11 protein-coding genes and 2 pseudogenes are annotated in these 12,657 nt (G+C 61.6%); 4 read left to right on the forward strand and 9 right to left on the reverse strand.

Features of this window, described 5'->3' with window-relative positions:
• Positions 1–13: 13 nt before the first annotated feature.
• The 9 genes and pseudogenes from ACQRD3_RS07360 to glnA all read right to left on the reverse strand — a co-directional run bounded on the left by ACQRD3_RS07360 (position 14) and on the right by glnA (position 8,235).
• Entirely contained in the window at positions 14–1,249 is a 1,236-nt protein-coding gene (locus ACQRD3_RS07360) for a CdaR family protein (protein WP_080908040.1), read from the reverse strand.
• A complete protein-coding gene (gene cdaA / locus ACQRD3_RS07365) occupies positions 1,227–2,117 on the reverse strand; it encodes a diadenylate cyclase CdaA (protein ID WP_080908039.1) in 891 nt (296 codons plus the stop codon). The genes ACQRD3_RS07360 and cdaA overlap by 23 nt, the downstream gene beginning before the upstream one ends.
• Before the next feature lie 59 nt (positions 2,118–2,176).
• On the reverse strand, positions 2,177–2,308 hold the full coding sequence (locus ACQRD3_RS07370) for a hypothetical protein (protein WP_427780708.1): 132 nt from the start codon (positions 2,306–2,308) through the stop codon (positions 2,177–2,179).
• A 61-nt stretch (positions 2,309–2,369) separates the two neighbouring features.
• A pseudogene (locus ACQRD3_RS07375) lies at positions 2,370–3,277 on the reverse strand (glutamate synthase); the annotation flags it as partial.
• A pseudogene (locus ACQRD3_RS07380) lies at positions 3,269–4,042 on the reverse strand (glutamate synthase subunit alpha); the annotation flags it as partial. The pseudogenes ACQRD3_RS07375 and ACQRD3_RS07380, both read right to left, overlap by 9 nt.
• Positions 4,043–4,100: 58 nt before the next feature.
• On the reverse strand, positions 4,101–5,318 hold the full coding sequence (locus ACQRD3_RS07385) for an LL-diaminopimelate aminotransferase (RefSeq protein WP_080908036.1): 1,218 nt from the start codon (positions 5,316–5,318) through the stop codon (positions 4,101–4,103).
• A 13-nt stretch (positions 5,319–5,331) separates the two neighbouring features.
• On the reverse strand, positions 5,332–6,135 hold the full coding sequence (gene dapF, locus ACQRD3_RS07390; protein WP_080908035.1) for a diaminopimelate epimerase: 804 nt from the start codon (positions 6,133–6,135) through the stop codon (positions 5,332–5,334).
• A gap of 140 nt (positions 6,136–6,275) precedes the next feature.
• A complete protein-coding gene (locus ACQRD3_RS07395) occupies positions 6,276–6,818 on the reverse strand; it encodes an ANTAR domain-containing response regulator (protein ID WP_427780711.1) in 543 nt (180 codons plus the stop codon).
• Between the two features lie 82 nt (positions 6,819–6,900).
• Positions 6,901–8,235: a type I glutamate--ammonia ligase gene (gene glnA, locus ACQRD3_RS07400; protein ID WP_427780750.1), complete on the reverse strand. Its 1,335-nt coding sequence runs from the start codon at positions 8,233–8,235 to the stop codon at positions 6,901–6,903.
• Positions 8,236–8,581: 346 nt separating this feature from the next.
• Between glnA and ACQRD3_RS07405 the strand changes: the two genes are divergently transcribed.
• From ACQRD3_RS07405 to ACQRD3_RS07420, 4 genes are all read left to right on the forward strand, one after another.
• Positions 8,582–9,139 carry an aromatic acid exporter family protein gene (locus tag ACQRD3_RS07405; RefSeq protein WP_080908032.1) on the forward strand — a complete coding sequence of 186 codons (558 nt, stop codon included), beginning with the start codon at positions 8,582–8,584 and terminating at the stop codon, positions 9,137–9,139.
• A gap of 31 nt (positions 9,140–9,170) precedes the next feature.
• Positions 9,171–9,539: a YkvA family protein gene (locus tag ACQRD3_RS07410; protein ID WP_427780713.1), complete on the forward strand. Its 369-nt coding sequence runs from the start codon at positions 9,171–9,173 to the stop codon at positions 9,537–9,539.
• Positions 9,540–9,556: 17 nt separating this feature from the next.
• Positions 9,557–10,441, forward strand: coding sequence for an RluA family pseudouridine synthase (locus ACQRD3_RS07415; RefSeq protein ID WP_427780715.1), 885 nt, complete (start codon positions 9,557–9,559; stop codon positions 10,439–10,441).
• Between the two features lie 94 nt (positions 10,442–10,535).
• Positions 10,536–12,488, forward strand: coding sequence for a fructose-1,6-bisphosphatase (locus tag ACQRD3_RS07420; RefSeq protein ID WP_080908030.1), 1,953 nt, complete (start codon positions 10,536–10,538; stop codon positions 12,486–12,488).
• Positions 12,489–12,657: the final 169 nt, after the last annotated feature.

The following is a 12,657-nucleotide window of genomic DNA, read 5'->3' on the forward strand; positions in this document are numbered from 1 at the left end:
TTGTCTGAGCTCCTTATCTGCTGATCGATACGACGATGTTGTATTCCCCCACCACGCCCACATCGCTTCTGCCGTCCAGGTACACCTTGACGGGAACGGTCTGGGTCCCGGTGGCGGCGACGGCCTGGGACAGGTCTGCGACGATGCGCAGCTGGGACTGGGTCACCGCGGCCACCGCGGCCTTTTCACCCCGGATCTGCACCTGCCGGGACTGGGTCACCGACTGGGCCTTGCAGCCGGCGGGAATGTTGATGAGTTCGATATTGTCCACCTCCAGCGTGGATGTGGACAGGCCGTTCACTGTGACCTTGACCGTGGCCTCCGTAACGCCGCTGACATTGTTCAGCTCCGCCGCCAGGGAGATCGGGAAGGTAAGCACGTCGCTGGCCAGGACCTTGGACAGGTCCAGGTTGCCCAGGGAGACCTCCTTCAGCGGCTCCAGATCGTCGGCCGCACCAGAGACCATGATGGTCTCTGGTGAGATGGTATAGGTGATGTCCTCGGCCGTGGCGCCGCCTCCGGGCAGGATGTTCACAGTGAGGGGCACCTCCTTGAGCTGTACCACAGGCAGCGTGGTGCGGATCAAAGGCACGGAGGTCTCCAGGTCGGCCCCGTCCAGTGCCTCTCCGCCGAAAGAGATAAAGGCATACGGCAGATCGCCGCTGTAAGTTTCCGAAAGATCCGTCTTGTCCAGAACCACCTGAACATAGTCGATCTGGTTGACAATGCTTTCCTCGCCCTTGATCTCCACGGAGGCGGGCGAGAATGTGAACTCACCGGCCTGGTAGCCGTCGGCCACGCTTCCGGTAAAACTGCCCTGCACGGGCACTGTGCGCACCGCCAGTTTGGCCACAGTGAACTCCACGTTCAATGGGTGGCGGTCAGTGATGATGAGGGAGCTGGAGGCCACCGCCCCGGTCAGACTCGGGGAAACCTGATAGGCCTGGGTGTAAGTTCCGGCCTGGGCAATGGTGGACACGTCCACCGTGACGGAGACCGTCTCGGCGGTGAGCTGGTTGACCACATCCCGCTTCCCCTTGACACTGATGGTGACGGTCTGGTCTGCACCCTCCGTGAGCATGAGGCCGCGCTCCTCCAGGAGCTCCCGCCCCACGAAGGTGACCGGCAGGTTGCGGATCGTTCCGTCCACCTCGGGGTTGACCACCTTGCCCACATACATCCAGAGGATGACGGCAATGAGGATGGAGAGGCCCACATACAGCCACTTATCCTTTTTGGTTGTCTCCATCCGCCTTCGCCTCCTTTTTCCCGCGGAACAGAGCGGAGAGCTTGAACCGGGACAGGTCCTCCTCTTTTCGCTCCGGCATCAGCTCGTTTCGAAGCAGCCGCTCCAGGGTCTCCGGGGTCAGGTGCCGCTTGAGCATTCCCCCCACCGCCACCGAGATGGATCCGGTCTCCTCGGAGACGATGGCCACCACGGCGTCGGTCTGTTCGCTGGCGCCGATCCCGGCCCTGTGCCGCATACCCAGATCCCGGGAGAGGTTTACGTTCCCAGACATGGGCAGCATGCATCCCGCGCCCACGATGTGGCCCCGGCGGATGATGACCGCTCCGTCATGGAGGGGCGCCTTGTTCCAGAATACATTTTTCAAAAGCTCGCTGTTGACCACGGCATCCAGCGCGGTGCCCGTGCGGATGGCGTCATCCAGCATGTTCTTGCGTTCAAAGACCATGAGCGCGCCCGTCTTGCTCTTGGAGAGAGACGTGTAGGCCTCCACGGTCTGGGTAATGGCGTTTTCCAATTCATCGGGCACGTCCTGCCGACTGTTGAACACGGTGCCCAGACTGCTGCTGCCCACCTGCTCCAGCAGCTTGCGCAGCTCCGGCTGAAACAGGATGACCAGCGCCAGAACGCCGAACTCCAGCACCCGGCTGAGCAGGAAGTTCACCGTGTAGAGGTGGAACACACTGGACAGCCACAGGGCGACCACAAGCAGAACGATGCCCTTTGCCACCTTTCCGGAGCTGGAAGAGCGGATCAGATTGATGAGCTTGTAGATGAGGAACGCCATGATGCTGATATCGATGATGTCCGTCAGGGCAATGGGACCGAAGTTGGAAAAAAGTTTCTGCGCCAGTATGACGGCCTGATCCATCCTGATCCCTCCTGTTCTGAGTGCATAGTAACCCCGCTATCTTTGATATTATACTTGATTTACAGGACTGGCGCAAGGGCGGCAGGTGTGAATTTTTCCTGAATTTCTTTCCGACGGAATATGATTTCCTGTTTCCCCTGCGCAAGAAAGCCTTCGCCGCAGCACAGCGCTGCGGCGAAGGCTTTCTTCAACGGTTATGGCATCTCTCCGGAGAGATGTGTAAAGTAAAAACACTTTTACGATCTGCCTGGTTCAATTCAATCCGGTATAGCCCATGAGGAACTCGTCCACCTCCCGGGCTGCGGCGCGGCCCTCCTGGATGGCCCAGACCACCAGAGACTGGCCCCGGCGCATGTCTCCGGCGGAAAACACCTTTGGCACACCGGCGAAATAGCTCCCCGCCGGTGTCTTGACGTTTGAGCGCTCGGTGAGCTCTAGGCCGAAGGCCTCCGGCACCTCTTTCCGGGGACCCAGGAACCCGGCGGCAATGAGCAGGAGCTGGCAGGGACGGGTCTCCTCCGTGCCGGGAACAGGCTTGAGATCATCGCCAAGCTTCACGGTCTCGATGGCTGTCAGGTTATGATCCTTGTCTGAGATCAGCCGGGTGACCGTGGTTTGGTAGATCCGGGGATCGGCCCCGAATTTGGCGATGGCCTCCTCCTGACCGTAGTCGGTCTTGCAGACGCGGGGCCACTCGGGCCATGGATTCCGCTCTCCCCGGCAGTCAGGAGCCTTTGGCATCATCTCCAACTGGACCAGGCTCCTGCAGCCGTAGCGGATACTGGTGCCCACACAGTCATTTCCGGTGTCACCGCCGCCGACGATGACCACGTCCTTCCCCCGGGCCGAGACGTATTTACCGTCCTTCAGGTCGGAGTCCAGCAGGCTCTTGGTGGTTGCGGAGAGAAAATCAATTGCAAAGCGGACTCCCTTGACATCCCGGTTCTCCACCTTCAGGTTCCGGGGCTGACCCGCGCCGCAGCAGAGGACGACGGCGTCAAGCCGCTCCAGCAGCTCCCGGGGGCAAAGTCCCTGCCCACCTCCACGCCGGTCTGGAAGCGGATGCCTTCGGCCTCCATAAGCTGGGCGTGGCCACGGCTGTTCAACTGGGCGGCCGCGGCCAGGCCGGAGGGGCCGGATCCCACCACCGCCGTGTTCTCCACCATGGCCGAGTCCGAACCGGCGGCGTTCACCACGGGCAGGATCTTGTCCCCCTCCCGGGCCAGCATCCGGTCGATGTTGCCCCGGATGGTGTTGATCTCGCCGTTGTGGAGGAGCATCCGGTTTGGGTGGGCCCGCTCCCAGGAGGGGTTTGTGTTGGTGGAAAAGCGGGAGTGGACCAGGGCAATGGCGCTTTTGTAGTCCGGGCTCTGGAGATCCCGGTAAAACTGCCGCAGCTGTCCCACCAGGAACATGCCCTTGTAGACGATGGTCCGGCTGGACTGAGAGACCACGTAGGTCTCCCCGCCCGACTGCTCAAAGGCCCGGCGGGCCACATAGAGCTTCCGATCGAAGTCCAGGCCTCCGGCCACCTCCTCGGGACGGCGGACAAAGCCCTGCTCGATGCCGGGCGTCTTGGCCAGCGCCTTGTGCCCCAAGGTCTCCGGCTGCACGGGCACACTCCGCCATCCCAGGAACTTCATCCCCTCTTTGGCCGTGATGAGCTCAAACATCTTCTTGGCCTGGCTGCGCTTGAGGGTATCCCGAGGGACGAAAAACATGCCCACGCCGTCGCCGGTCTTGCCCTCGGCGTCCTTGCCGGCCCGGTGTTCCAGCTTCTCCACGATCTTCAGCGCGTGGTCTACCGTCTGATGGGATTTACGGCCCTGAATGTCCACCACCGCGCCGATGCCGCAGGCGTCATACTCGAAGGCGGGGTCGTACAGCCCCTGCCGCTTATATCCCTCTGTTCTCGTCTCTGCCATTCGTATTGCCCATTTCCGGGTGAACTCCGTCGGACTTGGCCGCCGGGGCGATGGGTTTTTACAAGACGGCGCAGATACGCTCCACAGCCTTCCGGGTCGCCTCGGCCTCTCCAAAGGCGGTCAGCCGGATGTGTCCCTCTCCACTTGGGCCGAAGCCAGCGCCGGGGGTAGTGACCACATGGGCCTCCTGCAAAAGCCGGTCGAAGAAGTCCCAGGAGGGTATCCCAGCCGGAGTCTTGACCCAGACGTAAGGCGAGTCCACCCCGCCGGAGACGGTGAGTCCGGCCTCGGCCAGCCCTGTGCGGATAACCCGGGCGTTCTCCTGGTAAAAACGCAGGTTTTCCGCCACCTGGGCCTGCCCTTCCGGGGTGTAGACCGCCTCGGCCCCCCGCTGAACCACATAGGGCACGCCGTTGAACTTTGTGCACTGGCGGCGGTTCCAAAGCTGGTTGAGCTGGGCCCCGTCCCGCTCCAACTCCCGGGGCACCACGGTGTAGGCGCAGCGGGTGCCGGTGAAGCCAGCGGTCTTGGAGAAGGAGCGGAACTCGATGGCGCAGGTCCGGGCCCCCTCGAGTTCAAAGATGGACCGGGGCGCGCCCGGCGAGGTGACGAAGGCCTCATAGGCGGCGTCGTAGAGGATGACCGCCCCGGTGCGGTTGGCGTAGTCCACCCACTCCTGGAGCTTTGTCCGGGAAATGACCGTGCCGGTGGGGTTGCTTGGGAAGCACAGGTAGATGAGGTCCGGCTCTCCCTCCGGCAGGGCCGGGGCAAAGCCGTTCTCCTCGGTGCAGGGCATGTAGAGAAGACGGGACCACCGGCCGGTGGCCGGATCGTACTCCCCCGCCCGGCCCGCCATGACGTTGGAATCTACGTAGACCGAGTACACCGGGTCGCACACCGCCGCCACGCAGTCGGGGGCGAAGAGGTCCACGATGTTGCCGCAGTCGCTCTTGGCACCGTCGGAGACAAAGATCTCCCCCGGGGCAACGTCCACCCCCCGGGCCTGATAGTCGTTCCTGGCGATGGCCGCGCGGAGGAATTCATAGCCCTGCTCTGGGCCGTAGCCGTGGAAGCCCTCTGCCGTCCCCATCTCCACCACAGCCTTGGCCATGGCGGCGGTGACGGCGGCGGGCAGGGGCCGGGTCACGTCTCCGATCCCCAGGCGGATGAGGGAGACCTCCGGATGGGCAGCCGTATAGGCCGCCGTGCGGCGGGCGATCTCAGAGAACAGATAGCTGCCCGGAAGCTTGAGAAAGTTGTCGTTGATATGGGCCATGGTGCGCTCCTCCTTATTTCTCGTCTGTCGGCCACTCGCCCTCGAATACAGTGACGGCGGGGCCTGTCATGTACACATGTCCGTCGCTCTCGTCCCAACGGATGGAGAGCTCGCCCCCCAGCAGCCGGACGGTCACGGTGCGGTCGGTCTTTCCTGCGAGGACAGCGGCCACGGCGGAGGCACAGGCTCCGGTGCCGCAGGCCAGGGTCTCCCCGCTCCCCCGCTCCCACACCCGCATGTTCAGCCGCCCCCGGTCCAGTACCTCCACAAACTCGGTGTTGGTCCGGTCGGGGAAGCTGGGGTGCCGCTCAAAGCAGGGGCCGAGGGCGGCCAGATCCAGATGCTCTACGCCGCTCAAAAAGGTAACGGCGTGGGGGTTGCCCATGGATACGGGCCTCACCTCATAGGGTCGGCCCATGATCTGGAGGGTGCGCCCCTCCTGGGGCACGGGCTTGCCCATATCCACCGTCACAGAGTCCACCGCGCCGTCCGAGACATGGAGCTCCAGGGTCTTGATACCTGCCAGGGTCTCCACAGTGAGAGTGGTCTTGTCCGTCAGGGCTTTGTCGTAGACAAACTTACCCACACAGCGGATACCGTTGCCGCACATCTCCCCCTCCGAGCCGTCCGCGTTGAACATCCGCATCCGGAAGTCCGCCCGCTCGGAGGCGCAGATGCAGATGAGCCCGTCGCTCCCCACGCCGAAGTGCCGGTCGGAGATCTGACGGGCCAGCTCGGGGAGGTGCTGGGGAACCTCCCGGGTGGCATCCAGATAGATGTAGTCGTTGCCCAGCCCCTGCATCTTGGTGAATTTCATCAAAGGCCCTCCTCCTTGAAAGTCTTTCACTTGCTAAAGTGTGGATGGAGATGAACGGCGGCAGTCAAGCCGTCTGACTGCCGCCGTATGGCGATAATGGGAAAGACCGCCTCGTCTTTACATATTATGTTTCCGTCCGATCACAGAGTCCATATCCCGTCGATGATCATCTGAGCGGTCTGGATCAGCTTTGCGCCGGAATCCATGCTCTTCTTCTGGAGAAACCGGTGGGCCTGTTCCTCGGCCATGCCGTGGCGGTCCATCAGGACCATTTTGGCCTGCTCGATGACCGCCTGCTCCTCGGCGGAGCGCTGGGGCCGGACATACTTTTCCATTCGGTGCCCCATCTGGAGAAGCATCCGCACCGAGGCCACCAGGTCGCTGCGTGAGACCGGGGCGGCCAGCCGGAAGATCTCGTCGTTGCCCATGAGGTTGAGCATGCTCTGAATCGCCACTACCAGCATGGAGCAAGAGCTGGGCAGATCGTCGAACAGGGTCTCGGCCGTCTCGTCGCTGAGCTTGTAGCCACAGACCACCGTGGTCACACGCTGCTTGTGGACCAGCCGCTTCACCTCCGCGGCGGAGCGGCAGATCAGACAGTCGCCCAGGCCGGCGGTCTCCAGGATCTCCCGGATCCGGTCGGCGCTCTTCTCGCGTTCAAAGGCGAGAATCACCTTTTCCATCTTTTCTCACTCCTTCCCGCCAAGGAGTCCAGGGCGCGGGCACGCTGGGGAAAACTCGTCCCCCGCCGGGGATCGGACGGCATCAATAGTTGATGATGTATTTCTCCCGCTCCCAGGAGGAGACCCGGGTACGGTACTCATCCCACTCCTTCATCTTGCCTTCGATGTAGTTCTCGGCCACGTGCTTGCCCAGGGTATCCAGGATCAGCTGGTCGTCCTCCATGGCGTGGATGGCCTCCTCCAGGGAGCCGGGCAGGGCGTCGATCCCGGCGGCCTCCCGGGCGGCGCTGTCCATTTCAAAAATATTTTCGGTGATCTCGGCAGGGGGGACCATGCCCTTTTCAATGCCGTCCAGTCCGGCGGCCAGACAGACCGCCAGTTCCAGATAGGGGTTGCAGCTGGGATCGGGAGAGCGCAGCTCCACCCGGGTGCCCATGCCCCGGGAGGCGGGGATCCGGATGAGGGCGGAGCGGTTGGAGGCCGACCAGGCCAGGTAGCAGGGGGCCTCATAGCCGGGGACCAGCCGCTTGTAGGAGTTGACCAGGGGGTTGGTGACGGCGGCAAAGCCCTTCACGTGATGGAGCAGTCCGGCGATGAAGCTGTAACACTCCTTGGACAGCCCCTTCTCCCCGTCGGGATCGGCAAAGACGTTTTTGCCGTCCTTGAAGAGGGACATGTTGGTGTGCATGCCGGAGCCGCTGACACCGAAGATGGGCTTCGGCATGAAGGTGGCGTGGAGACCGTTCTTCTGGGCCAGGGTCTTGACGGTGAGCTTGAAGGTCATGATATTGTCGGCCGCCCGCAGCGCCTCGGCATACTTAAAGTCGATCTCATGCTGGCCGGCGGCCACCTCGTGATGGCTGGCCTCGATTTCAAACCCCATCTGTTCCAGAGCCAGGCAGATCTCCCGCCGAGTGCCCTCGCCGTGGTCCAGGGGACCCAGGTCAAAATAACCGGCCTCGTCATTGGTCTTGGTGGTGGGCTTGCCCTCCTCGTCGGTCTGAAAAAGGAAGAATTCCGCCTCCGGGCCCACGTTGAAGGTGTCGTAGCCCATGCTCTTGGCCTTGGCCAGAACCTTCTTTAAAACGCCCCGGGGGTCGCCCACAAAGGGGGTGCCGTCGGGATTGTACACGTCGCAGATGAGGCGGGCCACCTTGCCCTGCTGTGGCCGCCAGGGGAAGATGGTGAAGGAGTCCAAATCGGGATAGAGGTACTGATCGGACTCGTTGATGCGGACGAATCCCTCGATGGAGGAGCCGTCCAGCATGATCTGATTGTTTACAGCCTTCTCGATCTGGGAGGCGGTGATGGACACGTTCTTGAGCTGTCCGAAGATGTCGGTGAACTGCATGCGGACAAATTCGATCTCCTGCTCTCTCACGATCCGGATGATGTCTTCCTTGGTGTAAGCCATAATAAGGCTCCCCTTTCCACGTTAAAATCATAGCCGCCGGGGATAAATAAAAGAAGAAGGCGCTCCGCCCGCTGGGGTCGGAACGCCTTCGTTCTCAACTGATAAGCTGAGTATAAAGTTTTTGTTTCCCCTTGTCAAGAATTTTCCTCCGAAAAACGCATTTTTGTGGCATCTATCAAGGGTCACGCCCTGTAAAAGCCCCGGTTTTATGCAAGTCGGAAGCAAAAGAACTGCAAATGACCGTCCAAAGACCCGATTTGCATTTTTCCCGGTCCGAACCTTTCCTTTTTTTCATTTCCATGGTATGATAAAAAGTAAAATTTTGTACCGAAAGAGAGCGCGATTTCGTATGAGTGAGCACAGCCCGATCCATGCCCCCATCCCCGGCCTGGGCCTTCGCAGCCTCAAGACGGCCATTGCGGCCACTCTCACCGCACTGCTTTATGCCTTCCTGCCGGGACGCAACCCCACTTTTGCCTGCATCGGCGCTATTTTCGGCCTGGGCAGCGACATGGGGGATTCCTGGCGCAACGGTGGCAACCGTCTCATCGGCACCATCATCGGCGGCTTCCTGGGCATGGGCCTGTTTTGGACAGAGCACCTGATCTTCTCCGACGGGAATTACTATTTCCGTCTGCTCCTGCTCTTTCTGGGGGTCATCGTTCTGGTGTCCCTGTCCGTGGCCTTCCGCTGGCCCGGCGCAGTGCAGCCGGGCGGGGTAGTGCTGTGCATCATTCTCTTCAACACCCCTGTCAACCACATCGAATACGCCCTCAACCGCATGCTGGATACCGGGATCGGCGTACTGATCGCCCTGCTGGTGAATCTGCTGCTTCCCCGGCAGCGGCTGGAGAAGTGGCTGGGACTAGACCGGCGGCAGGAGACCGCCCCTTCAGAAAGGGGCTGACTGCGCCTGTCCCTGCGAAAGGAGGCAGTCGATGAACTGGAAATCACGCGCGTCGCAGCTCAAAATCGACATTCCCGCCATTTTTCTGGCCATGAAGGATCCGGAGACGCCGCCGGGTGCCAAGCTTCTGGCCGGACTGACCGTGGCTTATGCACTCTCTCCCGTGGACCTCATCCCGGACTTCATCCCCGTGCTGGGGTATCTGGACGACCTGCTTCTTCTCCCCGTTCTGGCGGCGGGTGCCATTGCCCTGATCCCAAAGCCGGTGATGGCCGACTGCCGGGCCAGGGCCGCCGGCATGTGGGCGGCCGGAAAACCCAAAAAGTGGTATTTCGCCCTCCCGATCCTGGCCGTCTGGTTTTTACTGCTCATTTTTATTGGAAAGGCCGTCTTATTTTGACGGCATGGAGGAAACACATGACAAAAAAGGAAATCACCTATCCTGTGGAGGCTCCCGGCACTCTGCTGGAGTTTTTGCTGGCCCATGTCTCCGGCCAGTCCCGCAACAGCGTCAAGCACCTGCTCTCCCGTGGCCAGGTGCTGGTGGACAACCGCCCCCAGACCCGCTTCGACCGCGCCCTGACCCCCGGCCAGACCGTCACGGTCCTGCCCCAAGCCAAGGGGGCAGCTCTTCCCTTCCCCGTCCTCTATGAGGACGACGGGCTTATCGCAATACAGAAGCCAGCAGGGCTTTTGTCTGTGGCCACAGAGACAGAAAAATACCGCACCGCCTACCGCATGGTCACCGACTATCTCCGGGCCCGGGACCCCCGCGCCCGGATCTTCATCGTCCACCGCCTGGACCGGGACACCTCGGGCGTCCTCCTCTTCGCCAAGAACGAGGAGCTCAAGCACCAGCTTCAGGACCGCTGGAACGCCCTGGTGAAAAAGCGGGGCTACTGGGCGGTGGCCGAGGGGGCCGGTCTGCCCGACAGCGGCGTCTGCCGCACCCAGCTCCAGGAGAACCGGGTCCACCGGGTGTACTCCGCCAGGGGAGACGACGGGAAAGAGGCGGTCACCCGCTACCACGTTCTGGCCCGCCGGAACGAGTATGCTCTGGCCAACGTGGAACTGGAAACCGGCCGGAAGAATCAGATCCGCGCCCACCTTTCCGAGCTGGGCCACCCCGTGGCAGGCGACAAGAAGTACGGCGCGGCCTCCGATCCCATGGGCCGTCTGGCGCTCCACGCCTATGTCCTCTCCCTCACCGATCCCAGGAACGGGAAGCTGCTCACCCTTTCCTCCCCACCTCCCGAGTGGTTCCGCCGGATGTTCCCGGGTCGGGCCTGGAAGAACGCATGATTTTTTCAAACTTACCATTCTGTTTTTTGCTGGCTTTTCCTTTTTTGTGTGCTATAATGTTTCCTATCGAAGAACGGAAACGGAGGGTCTTTCCATGACAGATCTTCACTACTTACAGCTGCTCTCCCGGAGCTACCCCACCGCGCTGGCCGCCTCTGCGGAGATCATCAACCTCAATGCCATCTGCTGCCTGCCCAAGGGGACAGAGTATTTCTTCAGCGACCTCCACGGGGAGTACGACGCCTTCAGCTACCTGCTCTCCAGTGCCTCCGGCATCCTGCGGGACAAGATCGAGGATCTGTTCTCCCGCTCGGTGTCGGAAAAGGAGCGGGAGGAGCTGGCCATGCTCATTTACAGCCCTGCGGACACCCTGGCCCGGTTCCGAAGCGAGATGAGCCCGGATGCCTACGACAACTGGTGCCGCATTGCCATCTACCGGCTGGTGCAGGTGTGCAAGGTGGTCTCCTCCAAGTATACCCGCTCCAAGGTGCGCAAAAAGATTCCGGGCAACTTTTCCTACGTCATCGACGAGCTGCTCCACGCCGACACCGAGGAGAACAAGGAGCGCTATTACGAGGAGATCATCCGCTCCATCGTCTCCACCGGAACCTCGGACGCCTTCATCACCCAGTTCTGTGCCCTCATTCAGGAGTGCAGCGTGGACATGCTCCACATCCTGGGCGACATCTTTGACCGCGGCCCCCACGCCGACCGCATTCTCGATGAGCTGCGCCGGTTCCACGACGTGGACATCCAGTGGGGCAACCACGACATCGCCTGGATGGGCGCCTACTTGGGCAACCAGGTCTGTGTGGCCAGTGTCCTGCGCCGGGGGGTCAGCTACAACAACTTCGATCTTTTGGAGGACGGCTACGGCATCAATCTGCGGCCCCTGTCCATGTTCGCCGCCGCCGTGTACGGAGCCGACCCCTGCACTCGCTTCGCCCCCCATGTGCTGGACGAAAACATCTACGATCCCGTGGACACCGAGCTGGCGTCCAAGATGCACAAGGCCATGGCGGTCATTGAGATGAAGCTGGAGGGGCAGCTCCTCCGCCGACACCCCGAGTACGAGATGGATGACCGCATCCTCCTGCCCAGGATCAACTTCGACGAGTGGACGGTAGAGGTGGACGGAAAGAGCTACGCCATGCTGGACCAGTCCTTCCCCACCATCGACCCCGCCGACCCCCTGGCCCTGACTCCGGGGGAGCAGGAGCTCATCGATCAGCTCACCGCCTCCTTCCGCCACAGCAACCTGCTGCGCAAGCACATGCGGTTCCTGCTGAGCAAGGGCAGCATGTATAAGGTGGTCAACGGCAATCTCCTCTACCACGGCTGTATCCCCATGAAGCCGGACGGCTCTTTCGACGAAGTGCCGGTGGACGGCCGGGCCGTCAAAGGCAAGGAATATCTGGACGTTCTCAGCGCCAAGGTGCGCCTGGCCTTCTATGGGGAGAAGGACACCCCGGAGCACCGGGACGCGGTGGACCTGTTCTGGTACCTCTGGGCGGGACCCCGCTCCCCCCTCTTCGGCAAGAGCAAGATCTCGGCCTTCGAGCGTTACTTCATCGCCGAGCCGGAGACTCATGTGGAGATCTACAACCCCTATTACACCCTGGTGGATCACCGGGAGGTCTGCGAGATGATCCTCCGGGAGTTCGGCCTGAGCGCGGCCCACTCCCACATCGTCAACGGCCATGTGCCAGTGAAGGAGCGGGAGGGGGAAAGCCCCATCCGGGGCGGCGGGCTGCTCTTCGTCATCGACGGCGGCATCTCCAAGGCCTACCAGCGCCAGACCGGATTCGGGGGCTACACCCTCATCTACAACTCCCACCATCTGGCCCTGGCCCAGCACAAGCCCTATAATCTTATCAAAAACAACCCCCGGAACAGCGCGCCCAAGGTGCGCATCGTAGAGGCTATGCCAAAGCGGGTCCTGGTGGGCGACACCGACACCGGCGCCCGCCTCCGGGAGCAGATCCGCTGTCTTCAGGATCTGCTCTCCGCCTATCGGGACGGCACCATCAAGGAACAGGGCGAATAAAAACACAGAGGCGGCGAACGCACGGGTTTGCCGCCTCTTTTGCGTTATTCACAAAAAGTTTACGTTACATTTATATAACATTACCAAAACCCTCTTGCATTCCTTGAAAAAAGGGACTATACTGAAGTCACTTCAAAAGGAAAGGGGGCTGTGCATAGAATGAAATACG

The sequence above is a fragment of the Candidatus Pseudoscillospira sp. SGI.172 genome (genome assembly GCF_050313575.1).
Taxonomy (GTDB): Bacteria; Bacillota; Clostridia; order Oscillospirales; family Oscillospiraceae; genus Vermiculatibacterium.

Bases quoted from the DNA above. Each gene is read 5' to 3' on its own strand.
- ACQRD3_RS07405 (WP_080908032.1), top strand. From the start codon at position 8,582: ATGAGTGAGCACAGCCCGATCCATGCCCCCATCCCCGGCCTGGGCCTT.
- ACQRD3_RS07410 (WP_427780713.1), top strand. From the start codon at position 9,171: ATGAACTGGAAATCACGCGCGTCGCAGCTCAAAATCGACATTCCCGCC.
- dapF (WP_080908035.1), bottom strand. From the start codon at position 6,135: ATGAAATTCACCAAGATGCAGGGGCTGGGCAACGACTACATCTATCTG.
- ACQRD3_RS07360 (WP_080908040.1), bottom strand. From the start codon at position 1,249: ATGGAGACAACCAAAAAGGATAAGTGGCTGTATGTGGGCCTCTCCATC.
- ACQRD3_RS07415 (WP_427780715.1), top strand. From the start codon at position 9,557: ATGACAAAAAAGGAAATCACCTATCCTGTGGAGGCTCCCGGCACTCTG.
- ACQRD3_RS07420 (WP_080908030.1), top strand. From the start codon at position 10,536: ATGACAGATCTTCACTACTTACAGCTGCTCTCCCGGAGCTACCCCACC.
- ACQRD3_RS07395 (WP_427780711.1), bottom strand. From the start codon at position 6,818: ATGGAAAAGGTGATTCTCGCCTTTGAACGCGAGAAGAGCGCCGACCGG.
- cdaA (WP_080908039.1), bottom strand. From the start codon at position 2,117: ATGGATCAGGCCGTCATACTGGCGCAGAAACTTTTTTCCAACTTCGGT.
- ACQRD3_RS07385 (WP_080908036.1), bottom strand. From the start codon at position 5,318: ATGGCCCATATCAACGACAACTTTCTCAAGCTTCCGGGCAGCTATCTG.